The sequence below is a fragment of the Pseudonocardia autotrophica genome (assembly GCF_003945385.1).
Classification (GTDB): domain Bacteria; phylum Actinomycetota; class Actinomycetes; order Mycobacteriales; family Pseudonocardiaceae; genus Pseudonocardia; species Pseudonocardia autotrophica.
This window is the reverse complement of sequence record NZ_AP018920.1, coordinates 4,132,268-4,152,613: the sequence shown is the minus strand read 5'-3', so window position 1 is coordinate 4,152,613 and position 20,346 is coordinate 4,132,268. Positions and strand designations below refer to the sequence as shown.

General features: G+C 73.4%; 21 protein-coding genes and 2 pseudogenes. 17 read left to right on the top strand and 6 right to left on the bottom strand.

The window, feature by feature from the left end:
• Nucleotides 1–73: 73 nt before the first annotated feature.
• The 14 genes from Pdca_RS19415 to Pdca_RS19350 all read left to right on the top strand — a co-directional run bounded on the left by Pdca_RS19415 (nucleotide 74) and on the right by Pdca_RS19350 (nucleotide 12,495).
• On the top strand, nucleotides 74–1,096 hold the full coding sequence (locus Pdca_RS19415) for a phosphotransferase family protein (protein ID WP_085915102.1): 1,023 nt from the start codon (nucleotides 74–76) through the stop codon (nucleotides 1,094–1,096).
• On the top strand, nucleotides 1,093–1,890 hold the full coding sequence (locus tag Pdca_RS19410; RefSeq protein WP_232021057.1) for an SDR family NAD(P)-dependent oxidoreductase: 798 nt from the start codon (nucleotides 1,093–1,095) through the stop codon (nucleotides 1,888–1,890). Before Pdca_RS19415 ends, Pdca_RS19410 begins: the two co-directional genes overlap by 4 nt.
• Complete coding sequence (locus tag Pdca_RS19405) at nucleotides 1,887–3,125, top strand: acyl-CoA dehydrogenase family protein (RefSeq protein WP_085915151.1); 1,239 nt, start codon at nucleotides 1,887–1,889, stop codon at nucleotides 3,123–3,125. The genes Pdca_RS19410 and Pdca_RS19405 overlap by 4 nt, the downstream gene beginning before the upstream one ends.
• The gene (locus Pdca_RS19400; RefSeq protein WP_085915101.1) at nucleotides 3,122–3,931 is read left to right on the top strand and encodes an SDR family NAD(P)-dependent oxidoreductase; all 810 of its coding nucleotides are present in this window, start codon (nucleotides 3,122–3,124) and stop codon (nucleotides 3,929–3,931) included. The genes Pdca_RS19405 and Pdca_RS19400 overlap by 4 nt, the downstream gene beginning before the upstream one ends.
• The gene (locus Pdca_RS19395; RefSeq protein ID WP_232021056.1) at nucleotides 3,928–4,392 is read left to right on the top strand and encodes a Zn-ribbon domain-containing OB-fold protein; all 465 of its coding nucleotides are present in this window, start codon (nucleotides 3,928–3,930) and stop codon (nucleotides 4,390–4,392) included. The genes Pdca_RS19400 and Pdca_RS19395 overlap by 4 nt, the downstream gene beginning before the upstream one ends.
• The gene (locus Pdca_RS19390; RefSeq protein ID WP_232021055.1) at nucleotides 4,389–5,546 is read left to right on the top strand and encodes a thiolase family protein; all 1,158 of its coding nucleotides are present in this window, start codon (nucleotides 4,389–4,391) and stop codon (nucleotides 5,544–5,546) included. The genes Pdca_RS19395 and Pdca_RS19390 overlap by 4 nt, the downstream gene beginning before the upstream one ends.
• Nucleotides 5,543–6,853: an acyl-CoA dehydrogenase family protein gene (locus Pdca_RS19385; RefSeq protein WP_085915100.1), complete on the top strand. Its 1,311-nt coding sequence runs from the start codon at nucleotides 5,543–5,545 to the stop codon at nucleotides 6,851–6,853. Before Pdca_RS19390 ends, Pdca_RS19385 begins: the two co-directional genes overlap by 4 nt.
• Nucleotides 6,850–7,962 (top strand): acyl-CoA dehydrogenase family protein, encoded by a 1,113-nt coding sequence (locus Pdca_RS19380; RefSeq protein WP_085915099.1) that lies wholly within the window; start codon nucleotides 6,850–6,852, stop codon nucleotides 7,960–7,962. The genes Pdca_RS19385 and Pdca_RS19380 overlap by 4 nt, the downstream gene beginning before the upstream one ends.
• 64 nt (nucleotides 7,963–8,026) lie before the next feature.
• A complete protein-coding gene (locus tag Pdca_RS19375; protein WP_085915098.1) occupies nucleotides 8,027–8,665 on the top strand; it encodes a TetR/AcrR family transcriptional regulator in 639 nt (212 codons plus the stop codon).
• Nucleotides 8,666–8,765: 100 nt separating this feature from the next.
• Nucleotides 8,766–9,131 carry a hypothetical protein gene (locus Pdca_RS19370; RefSeq protein WP_085915097.1) on the top strand — a complete coding sequence of 122 codons (366 nt, stop codon included), beginning with the start codon at nucleotides 8,766–8,768 and terminating at the stop codon, nucleotides 9,129–9,131.
• Nucleotides 9,128–9,520, top strand: coding sequence for a hypothetical protein (locus Pdca_RS19365; RefSeq protein WP_085915096.1), 393 nt, complete (start codon nucleotides 9,128–9,130; stop codon nucleotides 9,518–9,520). Before Pdca_RS19370 ends, Pdca_RS19365 begins: the two co-directional genes overlap by 4 nt.
• A 37-nt stretch (nucleotides 9,521–9,557) precedes the next feature.
• Nucleotides 9,558–9,887: an EthD family reductase gene (locus tag Pdca_RS19360; RefSeq protein WP_085915095.1), complete on the top strand. Its 330-nt coding sequence runs from the start codon at nucleotides 9,558–9,560 to the stop codon at nucleotides 9,885–9,887.
• Nucleotides 9,880–11,367 carry a class I adenylate-forming enzyme family protein gene (locus tag Pdca_RS19355; protein WP_085915094.1) on the top strand — a complete coding sequence of 496 codons (1,488 nt, stop codon included), beginning with the start codon at nucleotides 9,880–9,882 and terminating at the stop codon, nucleotides 11,365–11,367. Before Pdca_RS19360 ends, Pdca_RS19355 begins: the two co-directional genes overlap by 8 nt.
• Before the next feature lie 9 nt (nucleotides 11,368–11,376).
• Nucleotides 11,377–12,495, top strand: a complete 1,119-nt coding sequence (locus Pdca_RS19350; protein ID WP_085915093.1) for an alcohol dehydrogenase catalytic domain-containing protein — start codon at nucleotides 11,377–11,379, stop codon at nucleotides 12,493–12,495.
• A gap of 13 nt (nucleotides 12,496–12,508) precedes the next feature.
• On the opposite strand, the gene Pdca_RS19345 is transcribed toward Pdca_RS19350, so the two are convergent.
• Entirely contained in the window at nucleotides 12,509–13,102 is a 594-nt protein-coding gene (locus tag Pdca_RS19345) for a hypothetical protein (protein ID WP_085915092.1), read from the bottom strand.
• Nucleotides 12,997–14,481, bottom strand: coding sequence for an oxidoreductase (locus Pdca_RS19340; RefSeq protein WP_085915091.1), 1,485 nt, complete (start codon nucleotides 14,479–14,481; stop codon nucleotides 12,997–12,999). The genes Pdca_RS19345 and Pdca_RS19340 overlap by 106 nt, the downstream gene beginning before the upstream one ends.
• Nucleotides 14,482–14,567: 86 nt before the next feature.
• On the opposite strand from Pdca_RS19340, the gene Pdca_RS19335 reads away from it, so the two are divergent.
• Both Pdca_RS19335 and Pdca_RS19330 read left to right on the top strand, forming a co-directional pair.
• A complete protein-coding gene (locus Pdca_RS19335; RefSeq protein WP_085915090.1) occupies nucleotides 14,568–14,903 on the top strand; it encodes an isochorismatase family protein in 336 nt (111 codons plus the stop codon).
• A 191-nt stretch (nucleotides 14,904–15,094) separates the two neighbouring features.
• Nucleotides 15,095–15,767: pseudogene (locus tag Pdca_RS19330) on the top strand (IS5 family transposase); the annotation flags it as partial.
• A gap of 38 nt (nucleotides 15,768–15,805) precedes the next feature.
• Here the strand turns inward: Pdca_RS19330 and Pdca_RS19325 are convergent.
• From Pdca_RS19325 to Pdca_RS38180, 3 genes and pseudogenes are all read right to left on the bottom strand, one after another.
• A complete protein-coding gene (locus Pdca_RS19325; protein ID WP_085915148.1) occupies nucleotides 15,806–16,741 on the bottom strand; it encodes an IS3 family transposase in 936 nt (311 codons plus the stop codon).
• Nucleotides 16,742–16,800: 59 nt separating this feature from the next.
• Complete coding sequence (locus Pdca_RS19320) at nucleotides 16,801–17,952, bottom strand: IS30 family transposase (RefSeq protein WP_125911214.1); 1,152 nt, start codon at nucleotides 17,950–17,952, stop codon at nucleotides 16,801–16,803.
• Nucleotides 17,953–18,065: 113 nt separating this feature from the next.
• Nucleotides 18,066–18,278 (bottom strand): annotated as a pseudogene (locus tag Pdca_RS38180) (transposase); the annotation flags it as partial.
• 514 nt (nucleotides 18,279–18,792) lie between these two features.
• Here Pdca_RS38180 and Pdca_RS37590 point away from each other — a divergent pair.
• A complete protein-coding gene (locus tag Pdca_RS37590; protein ID WP_269462801.1) occupies nucleotides 18,793–18,915 on the top strand; it encodes a hypothetical protein in 123 nt (40 codons plus the stop codon).
• 24 nt (nucleotides 18,916–18,939) lie between these two features.
• Here the strand turns inward: Pdca_RS37590 and Pdca_RS38055 are convergent, their stop codons facing one another.
• Nucleotides 18,940–19,890 (bottom strand): cold-shock protein, encoded by a 951-nt coding sequence (locus tag Pdca_RS38055; RefSeq protein WP_085916902.1) that lies wholly within the window; start codon nucleotides 19,888–19,890, stop codon nucleotides 18,940–18,942.
• Between the last annotated feature and the right edge of the window lie 456 nt (nucleotides 19,891–20,346).

Genomic DNA, 20,346 nt, shown 5'->3' with positions numbered 1-20,346 from the left:
CGGCGGTCTGGCGCACGGCCATGCTGGTCGGCGCCGGGCCACCGGCAGGTACACCTCGACGAGGAGGACGACGATGCCCCGGACCGACGTTCCGCGGGACGCGGACCCGCAGCTCGCCGCACGGGTCCGCACCGAGCTCGGCACGGACACCGCGGGACCCCTGAGCGTCCTGGAGGGCGGCCGGTCGGGACTGACCTACCGCATCGACGCCGGCGCGCTGCCGCTGGTGATCAAGGCGGTCCCGCCGGGACGGGAGCCGATCGGGCGCAACGACGTCCTGCGCCAGTCGCACGTCCTGTCCGCGCTGGCGGGCTCCGGCCTGCCAGTGCCCGCCGTGGTCGCTCGCAGCGACGAGGCACCGGCCTGGTTCGCGATGGAGTTCGCGGCCGGCGAGGCCTCCGAACCGGTCCTCGACCCGACCGGGGGCGCCGACCAGGTGCTGTCCCGGCTGCGGATGCTGGCGGCGGCGCGCGTGCTCGGCGCGCTGCACGCCGTCCCACTCGACACCCTCACCGCCGGGATCACCGCCGCCGGCGGCACCCCGCCGGAGGTCTCCGGGCCGGCCGACGAGCTGGCCCGCTGGACGCGGACGATGGAGGCGGTGCCCGAGGACGTCCGCCCCGGTGCGACCGCGCTGCTCGACCGGCTCGCCGCGTCGGTGCCCGGCCCCGTCGCCCCGGTCCTCGTGCACGGTGACTTCCGGCTCGGCAACCTGCTGTGTGTCGGCACCACCCCCACCGCCTTGGTGGACTGGGAGATCTGGGGGCTGGGCGACCCGCGCGTCGACCTGGGCTGGTTCGGGGTCTTCACCGACGGGTCGCTGTTCCCCGGGGTCGGCAGCGTCGTGTCCGGACTGTCGGACCCCGACGAGCTGGCCGAGGCCTACCGTGCCGCCCGCGGCGAGGACGGCGGCACCGCCGACGACATGAGTTGGTTCCACGCGCTGGGCCGGCTGAAGATGGCGGCGATCATGGGCCACAATCTGCGCCGGCACCGCGAGGGCCGGCACCACGACCCGGTCCAGGAGCAGCTGCCCCCGACGATCCTGGCCCTGATCGCGTCGGCCGCGGCGATCCTGGACGGGGAGCCCTCGTGACCGCCACCGACGCCGCAGCCACCGGCGCCGCACCGTCGCCGGCCGAGCTGTTCGACCTGACCGGCCGGACCGCGGTGGTCACCGGGGCGTCGTCCGGGCTCGGCGTGCGCTTCGCGCGGGTGCTCGCCGCGGCGGGGGCGACCGTGGTCGTCGCCGCGCGGCGCGCCGAGCGGCTGGCCGAGGTTGCCGCCGGCGACGACCGGATGCATCCGTTGGTCGCCGACGTCTCCGCCGAGGCGGACCGCGCGGCGCTGATCGAGGCCGCGTGCTCCGCGGGCTCCGGGACGATCGACGTCCTGGTCAACAACGCCGGCGTCGAGAGTGCCGGGAAGCCGGCCGAGGAGAGCCCGGCCGGCTTCGCCGGGGTCCTGGACACCAACCTCGTCGCCCCCTTCCACCTGGCGCAGCTGGCCGCCCGGCACCCCGGACCGGACGGTCTGTCGATCGTCAACATCAGTTCGGTACTCGGGCTGGTGTCCGCCGCGCCGCTGGGCGGCGCGAGCTACGCCGCCTCCAAGGCGGGGCTCATCGGGCTCACCCGCGAGCTGGCCGGTCACTGGGGCGCCGGCGGCGTCCGGGCCAACGCGCTGGCCCCGGGCTGGTTCCGCACCGAGATGAACGACGCCCTGTTCGACGACGAGCGGTCGGTCCGCTGGATCGAGAGGAACACGATGCTGCGACGCCCCGGACGCCCGTGCGAGCTCGACACCGCGCTGCTGTTCCTGGCCGCCCCGGCCAGCTCGTACCTGACCGGGCAGGTCCTAACCGTGGACGGGGGGTGGACGGCCCGATGACGCCGCCGACCCCGCCGAGCAGCGACGAGCTCGAGGAGTTCCGCCGCACCGCGCGGGCCTGGCTCGCCGGGCACCTGCCCCCGCGCCGCGACGACGAGCGCAGCTCGGTGGCCGTGTTCCACGACCTGCCGCACGACGAGGAGCGCGCGCTGATCGCCCGCGTCCAGGACTGGCTGCGCGTCCGCTACGACGCCGGGTACGGCGCTCTGACCTGGGCGGTCGACGACGGCGGTGCCGGGCTGAGCGGCCTGCACGAGGAGGTCTTCGTCGAGGTCGAACGGGAGTTCGCGACCCCGGGCCAGCACGAGCTCACCTCGGTGAGCACCGCGCTGATCGCCCCGACGGTGCGGATGTTCGGCACCCCCGCCCAGCGCGAGCTGCTCATGACCCCGCTGCTGCGCGGCGACGAGCTGGCCTGCCAGCTGTTCTCCGAGCCCTCGGCCGGGTCGGACCTCGCCGGGCTCGCCACCCGCGCGGTCCGCGACGGTGACAGCTGGGTGGTCAACGGGCAGAAGGTCTGGAGCTCCGGGGCTCAGTTCGCCGGCTGGGGCGAGCTGATCTGCCGGACCGACCCCGACGTCGTCAAGCACAAGGGCCTCACCGCGTTCCTGCTGCCGATGGACACACCGGGCGTCGACGTCCGGCCGCTGCGCCAGATGTCGGGCGGGACCTCGTTCTGTGAGGTCTTCCTCGACGACGTCCGGATCCCCGACTCGCTGCGCCTCGGCGAGGTCGGCGGCGGGTGGGGCGTCACGCTGGCCACGCTGGGCTTCGAGCGCGGGCACTCCGGTGCGAACGCCGAGCTGGGCGGCGGGTTCGCCGACCTGCTCGCCGACGCGCGGGCCCTGGGCCGCGGCGACGACCCCGAGGTCCGCCGACTGCTCGGCGATGTCCGGGTGGCGGAGAAGATCGCCGAGCTCTCCGCCCAGCGGGACCGCGAGTCCCGCCTTGCCGGGACCGAGCCCGGCGCGATGGGCTCGCTGCGCAAGCTCGTCTGGGCGCAGCGGCTCGCACTGGTCTCCGAGGCCGCCGCGGCGGTCCTGGGGCCGCGGCTCGTCGCCGACGCCGGGGACGGGACGCACCGCTGGGTCTCGCACGTGCTCGGCGCGCCCGGCTACCGGATCGCCGGCGGCTCGGACGAGGTGCAGCGCACGATCATCGCCGAGCGGCTGCTCGGCATCCCGCCGGAACCGCGCGCCGACCGGGGCGTGCCGTGGAAGGACGTCCCCCGATGAGCAGCAGTACAGCGAGAACGGTGGCCGACGCCGTCGCGGAGACCCGCGCGTCCGGCGCACCGCTGGCCGGGCGCACCGCGCTGGTCACCGGCGGGTCGCGCGGGCTGGGGCGGGAGATCTCGATCGCGTTCGCCGCCGCGGGCGCCGACGTCGCGATCGTCTCCCGCAAGAAGGACGCGTGCGCCGAGCTCGCGGCCGAGCTCGCCGAAGCTACCGGCCGGCGGGTGACCGGGCACGGCGCGCACGTCGGCGAGTGGGACCGGCTCGGCGAGCTGCTCGACGAGGTCGAGGACGGTCTCGGCCCGGTCGACATCCTGGTCAACAACGCCGGGATCGCGCCGGTCTACCCGAGCCTGGACGGGGTCACCGAGGAGCTCTTCGACAAGATCATCGGAGTCAACCTCAAGGGCCCGTTCCGGATGATGGCCGTCGCCGGGAAGCGGATGGCCGAGCGCGACGGCGGGGCGATGCTCAACATCTCCTCGATGGCGTCCGGCCGGCCCACGGCCGGTGACCTGCCCTACGCGGCGGCCAAGGCGGCGCTCAACACGCTCACCGCCGGGTTCGCCCAGGAGTACGGGCCGACCGTGCGGGTCAACACGATCGTCGCCGGGCCGTTCCGGACCGACATCAGCAAGGCCTGGGACATGGACGCGGTCGACGAGATGGCGCGCAGCTGGCCGTCCCGCCGGGTCGGCGAGCCCTCGGAGGTGGTCGGCGCCGCGCTCTACCTCTGCGGTCCCACGGCGAGCTACACGACGGGCAGCCTGCTGGCCGTCGACGGCGGACGGCTGGCCGCGCCGTGAGCCCCGCCGCGAACGTCGCCGGCACCGTGTTCGTCGACGACGGGCTGCTCACCGACACCCCGGACGGTCCCGCCCTGCTCGGCAGCCGGTGCGCGGACTGCGGGGCGCACACCTTCCCCCGGCAGGGCGGCTGCCCGCGGTGCACCGGTGAGGCGATGCAGGACGTGCCGCTGCACCGGACCGGGACCCTGTGGACCTGGACCGTGCAGGGCTTCCGGCCGAAGCCGCCCTACACCGGTTCCGCGACCCACGAGCCCTACGGCGTCGGCTACGTCGAGCTCGCCGGCCAGCTGCTGGTCGAGGCCCGGCTCACCGAGTCCGACCCGGCCCGGCTGCGGATCGGGATGCCGATGGAGCTGGCGATCGTCCCGTTCCGGGAGGCCGACGGCGACGGCGGCGATGGCGGGGGCGGCGGCCCGACGCACACGTTCGCGTTCGCCCCGGCGGGGGTGGACCGGTGACCGGCGTCGCGATCGTCGGGGCCGGGATGCACCGGTTCGGCCGCACCGACGGGGTCTCGGGCCGGGCCCAGGCCGTGCACGCCGCCCGCGCGGCGCTCGCCGACGCCGGGCTGAAGTTCTCCGACATGGGCTTCGCCTTCGGCGGCTCGCACTCCGCCGGGGACGCCGACACGCTGGTCTCCGAGCTCGGCCTGACCGGGCTGCCCTTCATCAACGTCTACAATGGCTGCGCCACCGGCGGCTCGGCGCTGATCTCCGCGCACGCCGCGATCGCCTCCGGGGCGCAGGACGTCGGCATCGTGATCGGCTTCGACAAGCACCCCCGCGGCGCGTTCGACACCGACCCCTCCGAGCACGGCATCGGCTCCTGGTACGGCGAGACCGGGATGATGGTCACCACCCAGTTCTTCGGCATGAAGATCCAGCGCTACCTGCACGACCACGACATCGAGCCCGGGGTGCTCGCCGCGGTCGCGGAGAAGGCGTTCCGCAACGGCGCACGCAACCCGATGGCCTGGCGGCGCAAGGAGCTCAGCGCCGCGGAGATCGCCGCGGCCCCGATGATCTCGCACCCGCTGACGCAGTACATGTACTGCTCACCGGGGGAGGGGGCGGTCGCGCTCGTGCTCGCCCGCGCCGACCGGGCCCGCGACCACACCGACCGGCCGGTGTTCCTGTCGGGCGCGGCGTTCCGCAGCCGTCGCTACGGCTCGTTCGAGGTGTTCTCGCCGTGGCTGGCGCTGGACCGGGCCGACTCGCCCACCTCCGAGGCGTCCCGCGCGGTGTTCGAGCAGGCCGGGATCGCGCCGTCGGACGTCGACGTCGCCCAGATCCAGGACACCGAGAGCGGCGCCGAGCTCATGCACATGGCCGAGACCGGGCTCTGCGCCGACGGCGAGCAGGCAGAGCTGATCACCTCCGGCGCCACCGCGATCGAGGGCCGGCTTCCGATCAACACCGACGGCGGCTGCCTCGCCAACGGCGAGCCGATCGGTGCGTCCGGGCTGCGGCAGGTGTTCGAGAACGTGCTGCAGCTGCGCGGCGAGGCCGGCGACCGGCAGGTGCCCGGCGGGCCGGAGGTCGGGTTCACACACGTCTACGGGGCACCCGGCATCTCCGCCTGCACGGTGCTCACCCGAGAGGAGACCAGATGAGCTGGGGATTCGAGTCCGACGAGGACGTCCAGGCCGAACTGGACTGGGTCGAGACCTTCGTCCGCGAGCAGGTCGAGCCGGTCGACCAGGTGATCGAGCACGCCTGGAACCCGCGCGACCCGGTCCGCAACGCGCTGATCAAGCCACTGCAGCAGCAGGTCCGGGAGCGCAAGCTGTGGGCCTGCCACCTCGGGCCCGAGCTGGGCGGGGAGGGCTACGGGCAGCTGCGGCTGGCCCTGCTCAACGAGCAGCTCGGCCGGACCCACTCCGGCCCGGTCGTGTTCGGCTGCCAGGCGCCGGACTCGGGCAACGCCGAGATCCTCGCGCACTACGGCACCGACCACCTGAAGAAGACCTACCTGGAACCGCTGGTCGAGGGCGACATCGTGTCGTGCTTCTCGATGACCGAGCCGCACGGCGGGTCGGACCCGACCGGGTTCCGGACCACGGCCCGGCTCGACGGCGACGAGTGGGTGATCAACGGCGAGAAGTGGTTCTCCAGCCACGCGCTGTTCTCCGAGTTCCTCATCGTGATGGCGGTGACCGAGCCCGACGCGCCGCCGCACAAGTCGATGTCGATGTTCGTGGTGCCCGCCGACGCACCCGGTCTGACCCGGGTCCGGGACGTGTCGGTGTGGGGTCACGAGGAGCCGGTCGGCACCCACCAGTACCTGCGCTACGACGACGTCCGGGTGCCCGCCGAGAACCTGCTCGGCGGGCGGGGCGAGGGGTTCGCCGTCGCCCAGACCCGGCTCGGCGGCGGCCGGATCCACCACGCCATGCGCACCGTCGGCCTCGTGCAGTCCGCGTTCGAGATGATGAAGCGCCGGGCCGTCTCGCGGACCAGCAAGGGCACCCGGCTCGCCGACAAGCAGCTCGTCCAGGAGATGATCGCCGACTCGTGGGTCCAGATCGAGCAGTTCCGGCTGCTCGTGCTGCGCACCGCGTGGCGGATCGACCGCTACAACGACTACAAGCGGGTCCGGGCCGACATCTCCGCGGTGAAGGCCGCGATGCCGAAGGTCCTCGCCGACGTCGCCGGGCGGGCGATCCAGATCCACGGCTCGCTCGGGATCTCCAAGGAGCTCCCGTTCGGCAAGTGGGTCATGGAGTCGTTCCACATGGGACTGGCCGACGGCGCCACCGAGGTGCACAAGGTCAACCTCGCGCAGGCGCTGCTGCGCGGCACCGAGTCCGACGACGGCCTGTTCCCGCCCTACATCCGGCCGACCCTGCAGGCGCAGGCCCGGGAACGCTTCGCCGAGGTGCTCGCCGAAGTCGCCGACGAGGGGGAGCCCCTGCGATGACCCCGACCCTCACCCCGGACGCCGACGCCGAGGAGCTGCGCGAGGTCGTGCGCGACTTCCTGACCCGGCACGGCGGCGCCGAGTCCGTCCTGCACGGGCGCCCGGCCGGCCCGGACGAGCGCAGGAAGGTGTGGCAGCGGTTCGCCGGCGAGCTCGGCGCCGCCGGCCTGGACCTCCCGGAGCACCTCGGCGGCGCCGGGGCGAGCTTCCGCGAGGTCGCCGTGGTCGCCGAGGAGATGGGCCGCTCGCTGGCCTGCCTGCCCTGGCTCTCGACGTCGGTGATGGCCCTCGGCGTGCTCGCCGGGACCGGCGAGGAGGAGCTGGCCGGCCGGCTCGCCGCCGGGGAGGCGACGGCCGCCGTCGCGCTGGCGGACGCCGCTCCGGCCGACGACCCGGCCGCGGGGCCGGTGACCGCGGACCAGGACGCGAGCGGCGGGTGGCGGGTCACCGGCCGCAAGGACCTGGTCGTCGACGCCGACGGCGCCGACGTGCTCCTGGTCGCCGCGACCGCGCCGGACGGGCCGGTCGTGCTCGCCGTCGACGCCGGGGCCCCGGGGCTCTCGGTGACCCCGGTCCGCACGCTCGACCCCACCCGGCCGCTCGCCTCCGTGGTCCTGCGGGACGGGCCGGCCCGGCTGGTCGCCGGGCCGGACACCGCGGGCGCGCTGCTCGACCGGCTGCGGGACCGCACCCGCGCGGCGCTGGCCTGCGAGCAGACCGGCGGCACCGCCGCGGCTCTGGACATGGCGGTCAGGTACGCCTGCGACCGGGTCCAGTTCGGACGGCCGATCGGCACCTTCCAGGCGATCAAGCACCGGTGCGCCGACATGCTGGTCCAGCTCGAGGCCGCCCGGTCGGCGTCGCTCTGGGCCGCGGCCTGCGCGGCCGACGACGAGGCCGACCTGCCGGTCGCCGCGCGGACCGCCGCGCTCGTCTGCGGCCGGGCCTACTCGTGGGTGGCGGGGGAGAACGTCCAGGTGCACGGCGGGATCGGGTTCACCTGGGAGCACCCGGCCCACCTGCACGTCCGGCGGGCCGCGACCAGCCGGGTGCTGCCCGACGGCGACGCCGGCACCGCCGCCGACCTGCTCGACATGCGGCCGGGGTGAGAACCGGAGCCGGTGCGGGCCGGTCGTTACGCTGGGGGCACCGCCACGCGAAAGGTTCCCCACGATGAGCATTGCAGCGCTCACCGAGGCCGACGACGGTCCCCGCTCCAAGCGTCCGGCCATCCTCGCGGCGGCCGTCGAGTGCTTCGGGGAGGTCGGGTTCGAGGCCACCAAGTGGTCCGAGGTCGCCGACCGGGTCGGGATCGGCCAGCCCGCCCTCTACCACTACTTCGAGTCGAAGACGCACTGCCTGCTGACGATCATGCGGCTCGGGCTGCGCAACTCCGACGACGCCTTCCGGGCCGCCGTCGCCGAGTCCGGTACCGCGCACGACGCGCTGCGTGCCGCGGTGCGGGCGGCCTTCGAGATCTCGCCGCAGGAGGTGCAGCAGAACCGCATCCTGCAGTCGAACATCGCCCTGCTGGCCGGCCGCCGTTCCTCGGAGCGGGAGGAGGCCGAGCGGCAGGCGTGCCGCAAGCTCGTCGCCCGGATCGAGCGCAACTGGGCGGACCTGGTCCAGCACGGCATCGACCGCGGGGAGTTCGCCCGGCACGACCCGCTGATCATGGCGCGCAGCCTGCTCGGTCTGGTCGTCAGCGTGTGGCGGTGGTACCGCCCGGACGGTTCCATGGAGCTGCCGTCGATCGCCGAGTTCATCGGCGGGTGCTGTGCCCGGATGGTCGGCGACGGCGCCCCGGAGTGATCCCGCGGGCGGCCGGGACCCCTTGTCCGGCCGCCCCGACCGGCCTAGTGTTCCACCAGAACTGAATTCAACTCACTAACCCGTCAGAGAGGACGGTCGCATGGTTATCGTCGACTACTACTCCCGGCTGGACGGGCCCGAGCCGCTGAGCGGGCTCGACCTGGTCGAGCCGGACGTCGAGTTCCTGATCGCGCTGCCGAACGGTGAGGTCACCGGCTCCGGCCGGGACGACCTCGCCGCCTACGTCTCGGGCCGCCCGCCGGTCGGCCGCAAGCACGCGGTGCTGCGCAGCTCGGCCGACGGCGACCTGGAGATGGTCTACGGGGTCGTCACCGAGCGGGACGGCCGGGGCACCGGAGCGTTCTCCGCAGTCGCGCTCGTCTCGCCGAACGGGCTGGTCGCCCGCTACCAGGCGTTCTTCCACCCGAGCTTCACCATGTACCCACTCCCGGGGGCGGCGGCATGAGCGCGACGACACCGAGCGCGACGACACCGAGCGTGCTCTCCCGCTGGTTCAGTACCATCGACTCGGACACCCCGGAGCGGATCCTCGACCTGATCGCGCCGGATTTCCGGTTCTCGATCGTCTTCGGCACCGGTGGCGGCGCCGCGACCGACTTCGCCGGTGGCCGCGCCGAGATGGAGGGCTACCTGGCCCAGCGGGAGAAGGGCGTGCTCACCCATCACGTGCTGTCCGAGGCCGCCGTCGGCCGCGACGAGCTGGTGCTCGGCCAGGCCCGCCGCGCCGGTGCGTTCGAGTCCACATTCGTCGCCTCGGCCCGGCTCGACGCCGACGGCCGGGTCACGGCCCTGATGATCGGCCGCTCGCCAGAGCTGGACATCGAGTCGATCTGAACCGGCACGCCCGCCGGTCACTGCGCAAGGAGGCGTCATGTTCAACCTCGTCCTGCTCGCCGCCCGGCCACCGGAGTGGACCCACGACGAGTTCATCACCTGGTGGCGCGGCGAGCACGCGGAGATGACCTACCCGCTCCCCGGCCTGCGCGCCTGGCGGCACACCGCGGTGAGCAGCGCCCTGGAGGCGCGGTCCGAGGGCTGGGACGGGCTCTCGGTGCTGAGCTTCGACGACGAGGAGTCGGCCCGGGCGGCGCTCGCCAGCGACGAGTGGAAGGCCGCCGTGGAACACGTGGGATCGATGCGCGGCAAGCGGATCGCGCTGCTCGGCGACGAGCGCGAGATGTTCCGGTCCGCAGATGCGTGAGCTCGTCGCCGAGCTGGACCGGCGGGTCACCACCGACCCCGGCCAGGTCGTCGCGGTCGACGGCACGGGCCCGCACACCCTCGGCGCGGTCCTCGCCGCCGCCGGGGAGCTCGCCGACACCCTCGCCGGGGCGACCGGGCCCGGCCCGACCGTCCTGGTCCAGGCCGAGAACACCTGGCGGACCGTGGTGTGCGCGCTGGCGGTCGGCCGGGTGGAGGGGACGCTCGCGCTGCTTAGCGGGCACGCCACCCCGCAGGAGTTCGCCGCGGCGCGCGAGGACCTCGACCCCGACGTCGTGATCGCGGCCCCGGCGACCGCGCGGGCCTGGGGCGCCGACGCCGTGGGCTCCGCCCGGGCGTCGGTGCTGGAGGGGTGGAGCCTCAGCGGCCGCGCCGCGACCCGTCCGGGCCGGTGGGGCGGCGGCGTCGTGATCGGGCTGACCTCCGGGTCGACCGGCCGGGCCAAGGGGGTCGTCCAGACCGAGGCGGCGCTGCGCTACGCGGGCCGCACCACGATCGAGGCCGTCGGGCTGCGCGCCGGTGACCCGGTCGCCGCGCTCGTGCCGCTGTCGTCGGCCGCGGCGGTCTGTTTCGGTCTCTACCTGCCGCTCATGCTCGGCGGTCCGATCCTGCTGGCCGAGAAGTGGAGCCCGCCGGACGCCGTCGCGCTGATGGCCGAGCACAGCGCCCGGTGGACGATGTGCGTCCCCACCATGGCCCTGCAGATGGGCATGAAGGCGCCCGAGGCCGGGATGCTGTCGGCGATGAGCGCGATGACGGTCGGCGGTGGGCCGATGGACCGCGGCGCGCTGGCCCGCGCCGAGCAGCGGCTCGGCACCCGCTTCCTGCGGGTCTTCGGGATGTCGGAGTGCCTGGGGCACACCACCTCGCTGCCGTCGGACCCGGAGGACGTGCGGCTCGGTACCGACGGCGTGCCGTTCCCCGGCACCCACCTGCGGGTGGTCGACGGGGCCGGTGCGGAGGTGCCCGCCGGGACGGTCGGGCGCGCCCAGGTCCGCGGGCCGTCGCTGTTCGCCGGCTACGCCCGGGCGGGTGCGGTCACCGCACCCGACCTCACCGCCGACGGCTACCTGACCACCGGTGACCTCATGTCGTTCGACGCCGACGGGCGGGTGTCGGTCCGCGGCCGGGAGAAGGACATCATCATCCGGGGCGGGCGCAACATCGACATCCACGAGGTGGAGAGCGCCGTCGCCCGGCACCCGTCGGTCGACCAGGTCTGCGTGGTCCCGGTCCCGGACGCCGTGCTGGGGGAGCGGGTGGCGGTGCTGCTCGTGACCACTCAGCCCGATCTCGGGCTGGACGCGCTGCAGACGCACCTGGGCGGCGAGGGGCTGGCGAAGGGCAAGTGGCCCGAGCACGTGTTCGTGGTCGACGCGCTGCCGCAGAACCGGGTCGGGAAGCTCTCGCGTCCCGACGCGACCCGGCTCGCGGAGTCCCTCGCCGCCGGCACGGACTGAGGAGGGGACGTGGGCGAGCGGGCGGCGGTGGTCTGGCCCGGCGCGGACGCGTGGTCGGTCGAGCCGGTCGAGCTGGCGCCACCCCGGGCCGGTGAGGTCCTGGTGCGGATCGAGGCCGCCGGCCTGTGCCACAGCGACGCGCACCTGCTCACCGGCGGGTACGCGGGGCTGCGCAGGCCGATGGTCGGTGGCCACGAGGGCGCCGGGGTCGTCGAGGCCGTCGGCCCGGGTGTCACGCTGGTCGGCGAGGGCGACCACGTGGTGTTCGCCTTCATGCCCTCGTGCGGGACCTGCCCGGACTGCACCGCGGGTCGTCAGCACCTCTGCGTGCTCGGAGCCGGTGTCGCGCAGGGCTTCGCGGTGAGCGACGGGACCCCGCGGCGGCGCGCCCGGGACACCGACCTCGGCTCCTTCTGCTTCGTCGGGTCGTTCGCCACCCGCACGGTGGTCCACGAGCGCAGCGTGGTGCGCTGCGACCCGGCGCTGCCGCTGGACGAGGTCTGCCTGCTCGGCTGCGCCGGCATCACCGGCTGGGGCGCCGCGGTCAACACGGCCGGGGTCGGCGTCGGCGACACCACGGTGGTCGTCGGGGTCGGCGGGATCGGGGCGATGGCGCTGCTCGGCGCTCGGTACGCCGGGGCCGGGCAGGTGTGGGCCGTCGACCCGGTCGGGTCCAAACGGGACGCGGCGACGGACCTGGGTGCGGACGGCGCCGCCGCCTCGACGGCCGGGCTCGCGGCGGTGCTGCGTGACGAGACCCGGGGCCGGATGGCCGACCAGGTGATCCTCTGCGCGGGCACCGGCGACGGCGCCGCGATGGCGGAGGCGATGGCGCTGCTCGGCAAGCAGGGCCGTGCCGTTGTGGTCAACGTGCACGACGACGCCGAGCGGGAGGTCCGGATGAGCCTGCGCGACCTCCAGTCCTACGAGAAGCAGGTGCGCGGTTGTCTGGCCGGTTCGTGGTCGCCGCGGCACGGGCTGAGCACGCTGCTCGACCTCTACGGCCGCGGTCGGATCCCGCTGGAGAAGCTGGTCACCGCCCGCTACCCGCTCGAGAAGATCCACGACGGCGTCGCCGACCAGGAGGCCGGCCGGAACGTGCGCGGCGTCCTGCTCCCCGCAGCCTGACCGCGGCGACCGCTCAGCGGACCCGGTCCGGGCCGCGCAGTGCGGCCTCCTCGGCCGCGGCCCGGCCCTCCGCGGTCGCGTGGCTCACCCCGCGCGGCGCGACGGCGTCGCCGATCCAGGTCGCCGGGCGGTCCGGGAACGGCACGGAGACCGGCCGGCGGGTCCCGACCTGCACAACGAGCCCGGCCGGCACCTCGTGCTCCACGCCGTCGAACGCCGTGCGGACCACCAGCACGCCGCCCGCGGAGCGCATCGGCGACGCCGGCAGCCGGACGGTCAGCGGCCGGCCCGCCAGCCGTTCGAGCAGCTGGGTGCGGGACTCGGGCGGGATGCCGTGCGCGAACGCCGCCCCGGGGGCGACGAGGGTGACGGGCAGCCCGGCCGCGAGCGCCGTCTCCACCGCGCCGATCCCGGACCAGCCCCCGAACCCGTCGTCGCACACCGCCACCGAGTCCACACCGGACAGCAGCACGTCCGGATCGCGGAGCAGGGCCTCCGCGGTCACCGCGCCCGGCAGCGACGGCGGCTCCTCCCGGGCCCCGGTCGCGCGGACGACCTCGTCGGCGCCGTCGAGGTCGGCGTCGGTGACCTCGACACCGAGCCGCACGTCGACGTCGAGCGCGTCGAGCCGGTGCCGGTAGTAGTCGAGCAGGTCCGACCACCCGCCGGGTGCGGTGCGCGCGCAGCGGCGACGAGCTGGCCGCCGATCCGGGGCGCCCGCTCCAGCAGGGTGACCTCGGCGCCGGGACGGGCGGCGGCGGTGACCGCGCACTCCAGCCCGGCCGGGCCGGCGCCGACGACCACGATCCGCGGCCCGGCCGGCCGGTGCCCCGCGGGACGCCACGGCCGCGCGGGCTTTCGCGGCTCCCCGGCCGGCGCCAGCTCCGGGTTCACCGCGCACAGCCCGGTCGGCTCGTAGCTGCGGCAGTCCTGCAGGCAGGCCACGCACGGGCGGATCTCGGCCGCGCGCCCGCCGAGCACCTTCGCGGCGAAGTCAGGATCGGCGATGTGCGCGCGGGCCGAGCCGACCAGGTCGGCGGCGCCGGAGGTCAGCGCCTCGGCGATGTCGGCCGGCCGCCGGAACGCGGCACACAGCAGCAGCGGGACGCCGAGGCCGGCGCGCAGCTCGCGGGTCCGGCCCAGTAGCGGCGGCCGGTCGGTCGCCATGTCCGGGACGTAGCGGCCACGGTCGCCCCAGGTCAGGTTCAGATAGTCGAACGGAGCGCTGTCCTGCACGTGCGGCAGCAGCTCGGCGAGTTCCTCGAGCCGCAGGTGCGCCGGGCCGTCGCCCTCGACCGAGACCCGGACCCCGACCACGACGTCGTCACCGGCGCCCTCGCGCACCGCCCGCACCACCTCGGCCAGTGCCCGGGCCCGATTCGCCGGGCCGCCGCCGTAGCGGTCGGTGCGGGTGTTCGCCGCCCGGGACAGGAACTGGGCCAGCAGGTAGCCGTGCGCGGCGTGGATCTCGACGACGTCGAACCCGGTCTCGGCACAGCGGCGCGTGCTGAGCCGGAAGTCCTCGGCGATCCGGGCGATCTCGTCGGTGGCCAGCGGCCGCGCCGGCGCCGGTTCCCGCGGCCCGGTCACCGGGCCGGGGGCGACGAAGGGCAGGAACGTCCCAGCGCCGAGCGTCTCGCGACCGAGGTGGCCGAGCTGGATGCCGGCGAGCGCGCCACCGGAGCGCATCGCCGCGGCCCGGGCGGCCAGGCCGGGGGCGGCCCGCTCGTCGTAGGCCTCGGTGAGGATCCGGTTGCGGGGCATCGACTCTGGTGAGACCTGGGTGCCGCCGGCGACGATCAGCCCTGCGCCACCGGAGCCCAGTCGCCGCCAGTAGACCGCGTCCTGGGCGTCCGGGACGCCGTGGGTGACGGTGGCCAGCCCGTGCGCGGAGACGACAAGCCGGTTGGACAGGGTGCGCCCGCCGACGGTCAGCGGGGACGCCGCTGGACGCAACCCACCCCGGTCGGACTCGTCGCGCGTCATCACAGCCACCTATTCAAGTGCTTGAACTGAATTCAATTTAGGATACGCCATGGCCTCGATCCGTCAAGCTCGACTATGTCCGCGATCTGTCGACGCCCCTGTGGTTCGCTGTCGTCGCGAACCGTGTCTCGCGTCACGCTCACGCCCGACTCGACGGACACCTGCGCGAGCGCGGGGTACGGCGCCTGGCGATCTGCGGAGTGATGTCGGAGATGTGTGTCGCCGCCGCTCGCGGCGCCCTGGCACGCGGCTACGGCGTTGTCCTCCCGCACACCGCTCACGCCACCTACTGTGTCCCGGCCGGGCCAGGACCGTCGCGGGCCGTGCCCGCGGCACTCGCTGCCCGTGTGGCCGAATGGCCTCTGGGCGACGACGTCGAGGTCGTCGCCGACCCCGACGCGGTGCCCTTCCGACCGAGGTGATCGGCCCAGACGTGACCCCGGACCGGCTTCGGGTACCGCGTCAGCGCTGAACGGCAGAGGTCTCGGTGACGCGGTCGAGCCGTCCGGCGCGGGTTGACAGCTCACGTCAACGCAGAGCGGAGTCGCCTGTCGTCGTCACTCAGGCCGGCCCCTAGGGATTGTCTGCCGGATCTTGATCAGCGGTGTCGGTCATGATGTTGATGGTGAGTGGTCGACAAGCGATCTCCGACGAGGCCTGGGCGGTGCTGGAGCCGTTGCTGCCTGATCGGACACCACGTCGTGGCGGGCGGTGGCGTGATCATCGGCAGGTGATCGAGGCCATCGCTTGGAAATACCGGACGGGGGTGGCGTGGCGGGAGGTCCCGGTCGAGCGGTTCGGGCCGTGGCAGACCGCCTACGAGCGGCTCAACCGTTGGAGCCGGGACGGCACCTGGGCCCAGGTGCTGGCCGCGGTCCAGGCCCGTGCCGATGCCCGCGGCGAGTTGGACTGGGTGGTGGCCGCGGACTCCTCGATGGTGCGGGTGCACCAGCACGGCGCCGCGGCGCGCCGCTACGGCGGCAACGCTGCGACCGCGCCGGGTCTGGCCCCGGACACCGCCGCGCTGACCGGCCCGGACACAGGGGGCTCGGTCGAATCACAACAAATCTCGCGGTGATCAACGATCGAGCCCGTCAGTGGTCGAGCCCGCAGATCGTGCGATCGGCCGGTCCCGGGGCGGGCTGACCACGAAGGTTCACGCCCTGATCGATGGCCGCTGCCGCCCACTGGTGCTTACCTTGACGGCCGGCAACATCAACGACACCACCCAGTTCCCCCAGCTCATGGTCCGACTACGCATGGCACGGCCTGGTCGCGGGCGCCCCTCCGGACCTGAGGTTCCCCCGCCGGCTCGGAGTGCTGGTTAGCTGACCGGGGCCGGGTCGGCCTCGTCGGCGGGTGATGCGGGTTGATCGTCCATGATGCGCTCCTGGTCGCGCCAGGTGGTCTCGTACTCATCAGGCGAGAGCCACCCGAGTCGGGCCTGGATGCGTTCGGTGTTGTACCACCCGTCGATGTAGGCGAACAGCTCGTTCTCGGCCTCCTCACGGCTCCGCCAGGATTTCCGGTAGATGAGCTCGGTCTTGAGTGTGGAGAAGAAGTTCTCCATGAGCGCGTTATCGTAAGAATCGCCGACCGACCCCATCGACGCGAGAATCCCGTGGTCTTCCAAGCGCTGCCCGAATCGCAGAGACGTATAGTTCGAGCCGCGATCCGAGTGATGGATTATCTGTCCGCTTGCGACGTTGCGGGTCCAGACCGCGTACTCCAGCGCGCCGAGGATGAGGTCGGTGTCGCAGCGGTCCGAGCAGCGCCACCCGACGATGCGGTTGGAGAAGGCGTCGCGGACCGCGGCCAGCCAGAACACGCCCTCCCCGCACGGGATGCGGGTGGCGTCGGCGGCCCACAGCCGGTCGGGCGCCGCGGCGGTGAAGTCGCGGTTGACCAGGTCCGGAGCCGGGGTGTGGCGCGGGTTCGGCCTGGTCGAGGCGACACGCCAGCGCTTGCGTAGGAACGTGCCCTGCAGCCCGTGCTCGCGCATCAGCCGCTCGACCCGCTTGCGGGAGACATGGCGTCCGCGGCGGCGCAGGGTCGCGTGCACTCGCGGAACGCCATAGGTCGCCCCGGAGCGGTCGTGGATCTCGCGGATCTGTTCGAGTAGCTCGGCGTCGGCGCGGCGCCGCTGCGACGGGTCACGCTGTTGAGCGAGCCAGCCGTAGTAGGTCGACGCAGCGACACCGAGAACTTTCAGGATCGGAGCGATCCCGAACCGGTCCTTCAGTGCCTCGACGGCTTTCACCACTTCTTCCTTGTCGGGTCCATCTCCTGGGCGAAAAAAGCGCTCTTGGACTCAACCCGTCAGCGCAACAGTGCTTCGAATCTATCAGCCGGGGTGTCGAAGTCGAGGGTCTTACGGGGGCGCGTGTTGAGTCGGTGGGCAATCTCGTCGAGCTGGGCCTGGGTGACGTCGCCGAGGCTGGTGCCCTTCGGGAAGTACTGCCGGAGCAGCCGGTTGGTGTTCTCGTTCGTGCCGCGCTGCCAGGGGCTGGCCGGGTCGGCGAAGTAGACCTCCAGCCCGGTCCGCGCAGTGACGATCTTGTGTCGGGCCAGTTCCATCCCGCGGTCCCAGGTCAGCGAGCGGCGCAACTGCTCGGGCAGCCGGCACATCTGCTGCGACAGCGCCCAGGTGACGGTGTCCATGTCGCGTCCCTGCAGGGCGACGAGCACGGTGAACCGGGTGGTGCGCTCGACCACGGTGGCGATCTGGGTCGTGCCGCGCCCGAGCAGCAGGTCGCCCTCCCAGTGCCCGGGCACCGCCCGATCGGCGACCTCGGCGGGGCGCTCGCGGATCGAGACCGCGTCGGTGATCTGCGAGCGCCACTGCCCGGTGGTGGTGTTGTGCACGTTGCGCCGGATCGGCCGCCCCGACCGCAAGTGCTTCTGCAGGGTCTTGGCCAGTACGCCGCGGGTCTGCACGAACAGCGACTTGTAGATCGTCTCGTGCGACACCCGCATCCCTGAGCCCGGCTCGAAGTGCTTGGCCAGGTGCCCGGCGATCTGCTCGGGCGACCAGTCCTCGCCGAGTCTGTCAGCGACGAACCCGCGCAGCAGCGGACGCCGCGCGAGCAGGCACACCTTCGGGCGCCGTGCCCGGCGCCAGGCACGATCCTCGGCGTCGACCGCCCGGTACTTGCGCCGGCCCTTGTTGCGGGCGATCTCGCGGCTCACCGTCGAGGCGGGTCGGCCGATCTCGGCCGCGATCGCGCGCATCGACTTGTTCTGGCCCAGCCCGCGCGAGATCTCCTCGCGCTCGGCGGCAGTCAGCGTCCCCGGTCGGCGCCGGCGTGGCGGCGGAACATAGCCCCCGCTCGACTTGAGCACCGTGAACACTGAACCCGGGGGCCGCTCGATCGCCCGAGCGATGTCACTGATCGACTCCCCGCGCCCCCAGCGGACCCACAGATCAGTGCGGTCCTCATCGGACATCCCCGGCCTGCCCAAGCGTGCCATCGCCCACCCCTATCATGATCAACTACCTGTGGGGTGTTGCGCTGACCGGTTGAGTCCAAGCTCGCCGCCTTGAGGATCTCGTTGGCCCGGCGCAGTTCGGTGTTCTCCTTGCGCAGCCGGCGCAGTTCCTCGGACTCGGCGGTGGTCGGGCGGTCGTGGCGTTCGCCGTGGTCGGCCTCGGCCTGGCGGATCCAGTTCCGCAGCGCTTCGTGGTGCACGCCCAGCTGCTCGGCCAGCCGCCGGATCACCGGCTTGGGGTCGGACTCCCGGTAGAGACGCACCGCGCGCTCACGCAGCTCGTCGGGGTACTTCTTCGGTGCTGCCACGGAGACTCCTTACACGGCCCTTCGGCCATGATCGTCGATCTCCGAGCAAGCGGGGGAACCTCAGCTCAAGTCGACGTCGCAACGTTGGCAGGTCGGGCGAGGCTAGTGCCCCGTCAGGCAACGTTCGGTAGGTAAGGGACTGCCCAGACTTCAGTTGACTCCTGACCTGTGAGGCCGCGCTCCTCGTTGGAAGGGTCGACATCGTGCCCAAGCCGTTCCCGACCGAGTTCCGTCGCGACGTGATCGCGGTCGATCGCCAGGGCGACCAGTCGATCGCTCAGGTCGCCCGGAGTTTCGGGCCCGATCGCCGACGGACATGCGCCATGGAGTCCTTCTTCCTCGAGCCGCATCCTCGACGTCGTTTGGTCCCTGCTCACCGCGACCGGCCCAGTGCTATTCGCCCTCCCGGGGTCAGGCGCTGCACTTCCTCTCTGGGGCGTCGGTCTCGGCCTGGCGGCTGAGCCTCTAAGACCTTGTTGGCACCGAACTCGACTGGACCGCCGACGATCCCCGCGTGCTCGAAACCGCCGCGGTCCTGGATCGCATCACGACGCGTGCGGCGGAAGCCGGCGACATGGGAGACGACGTACTCGATGACCAGGTGGTCGCACTCCTGGACGCTGCTTCGCGGACGTGACCGACCGTCGGCGGGGCCTCCTCGTCAGAGGCGCTCGATGCGGTCGGCCTGCGGGCCCCGGTCGCTCTGACGCACCGCGTACCGAACCCGGTCACCCTTCTGCAGCGGCTCCGACCCCATGACCACCGACACGTGGGCGAAGAGATCCTCGCCGCCTGCGTCCGGGGTGATGAACCCGAAGCCGCGGTCGCCGTCGTAGCGCGCGACGACGCCCTCGCCACCCCGTGCGGGAACGTCCCGCGACGCCGACCGTGCGGCCGGGGCAGGTGCCGACCGCTGCGGCGCCGTCCGGGGCTCGGCGCCCCGGACGAGGTGCACGTCGCGGGCCTGCGGGCCCTTCTCCGCGCTGGCCACCTCGTAGGCGACGCGGTCGCCCTCCGTGAGCCACGTCAGCCCCTCGGCCAGGGCCCGGGCGTGGACGAAGATGTCCCCGTCCCCGGAGTCGGGGTTGATGAAGCCGAAGCCCTTGTCCTCGTCGTACCAGGCCACCGTGCCGTCGGCGCTGTCCGGGCCGTCCGAGCCGTCCGCAGTGGGTAGGCCGGCGTCGGCTCCCAGCGGGATCACGTGCCCGGCCTGCGGGCCACGCTCACCCTCGACGATCAGGAAGGCCACCCGCTGCCCCTCGGTGACCACGCCGCCGGTCACGATGGCGGAGCTGTGCACGAAGATGTCGGCGCCGCCGTCGTCCGGCGACGCGAAGCCGTACCCCTTGCCCGGCTCGTACCAGTTGACGGTGCCGAGCAGACCCACGGCGCTGTCGGCCACCTCGGCCGTGACGCGCACCCGCAGCGCCTGGGGACCGCGGTCGTTCTCGCCGATCTCGAACTCGACGACCTGGCCCTCGCGGAGCACGGGCGCGCTGCCGCCCCCGACGATCTCGGAGGCGTGCACGAACACGTCGGGCGAGTCGTCCTCGGGCGCGAGGAAACCGAAACCCCGTTCGGTATCGAACCAACGGACGGTCCCTTGCGGCATCGGAGGCTCCAGGTCGGGAAGGCGGGTACTGGCGGGCCCCAGTCTCGCCGACGGACCTCGCGGTCCGTCGGGTGGCCTCGACGTCGTGGGGCGCATCTGCGAGACCGCGCTGGTCCTGGAACCGGGCGACGGGCGCACGACGGAGGCTCCCCGCATCGGCACGGCTGGTCGTGCACCGACCTCTCTGCTCAACGGACCGGCGGGCAGAGCCTCTGCCGACCTGATCGAGTCTTGGCGATCATGAGGCTCTGAACTGCGGCGACGAGGTCGCCGGGGCGGCGGGCGTGCGTGGCGTTGGCCTCACGCCGGTCGGCCGAGAGGCGTCGGTAGCTGCCGGTGTCGCGGTCCTTGCGGCGGGCCGAGGACGAGCTCGCGCAGGAGTTCGCCGGTGTCGGCGTCGATGATGCGGATCTCGCGATCGATGATCATGAGAAGGCGGAGAGAGCCGAGGGAACG

What these genes read in the sequence shown, in the direction of transcription:
- Pdca_RS19405 (WP_085915151.1), top strand. Translation starts at nt 1,887, where the DNA reads ATGACGCCGCCGACCCCGCCGAGCAGCGACGAGCTCGAGGAGTTCCGC.
- Pdca_RS19385 (WP_085915100.1), top strand. Translation starts at nt 5,543, where the DNA reads ATGAGCTGGGGATTCGAGTCCGACGAGGACGTCCAGGCCGAACTGGAC.
- Pdca_RS19365 (WP_085915096.1), top strand. Translation starts at nt 9,128, where the DNA reads ATGAGCGCGACGACACCGAGCGCGACGACACCGAGCGTGCTCTCCCGC.
- Pdca_RS19375 (WP_085915098.1), top strand. Translation starts at nt 8,027, where the DNA reads ATGAGCATTGCAGCGCTCACCGAGGCCGACGACGGTCCCCGCTCCAAG.
- Pdca_RS19380 (WP_085915099.1), top strand. Translation starts at nt 6,850, where the DNA reads ATGACCCCGACCCTCACCCCGGACGCCGACGCCGAGGAGCTGCGCGAG.
- Pdca_RS19400 (WP_085915101.1), top strand. Translation starts at nt 3,122, where the DNA reads ATGAGCAGCAGTACAGCGAGAACGGTGGCCGACGCCGTCGCGGAGACC.
- Pdca_RS38055 (WP_085916902.1), bottom strand. Translation starts at nt 19,890, where the DNA reads ATGCCGCAAGGGACCGTCCGTTGGTTCGATACCGAACGGGGTTTCGGT.
- Pdca_RS19370 (WP_085915097.1), top strand. Translation starts at nt 8,766, where the DNA reads ATGGTTATCGTCGACTACTACTCCCGGCTGGACGGGCCCGAGCCGCTG.
- Pdca_RS19340 (WP_085915091.1), bottom strand. Translation starts at nt 14,481, where the DNA reads ATGACGCGCGACGAGTCCGACCGGGGTGGGTTGCGTCCAGCGGCGTCC.
- Pdca_RS19355 (WP_085915094.1), top strand. Translation starts at nt 9,880, where the DNA reads ATGCGTGAGCTCGTCGCCGAGCTGGACCGGCGGGTCACCACCGACCCC.
- Pdca_RS19360 (WP_085915095.1), top strand. Translation starts at nt 9,558, where the DNA reads ATGTTCAACCTCGTCCTGCTCGCCGCCCGGCCACCGGAGTGGACCCAC.
- Pdca_RS19320 (WP_125911214.1), bottom strand. Translation starts at nt 17,952, where the DNA reads ATGGCACGCTTGGGCAGGCCGGGGATGTCCGATGAGGACCGCACTGAT.
- Pdca_RS19415 (WP_085915102.1), top strand. Translation starts at nt 74, where the DNA reads ATGCCCCGGACCGACGTTCCGCGGGACGCGGACCCGCAGCTCGCCGCA.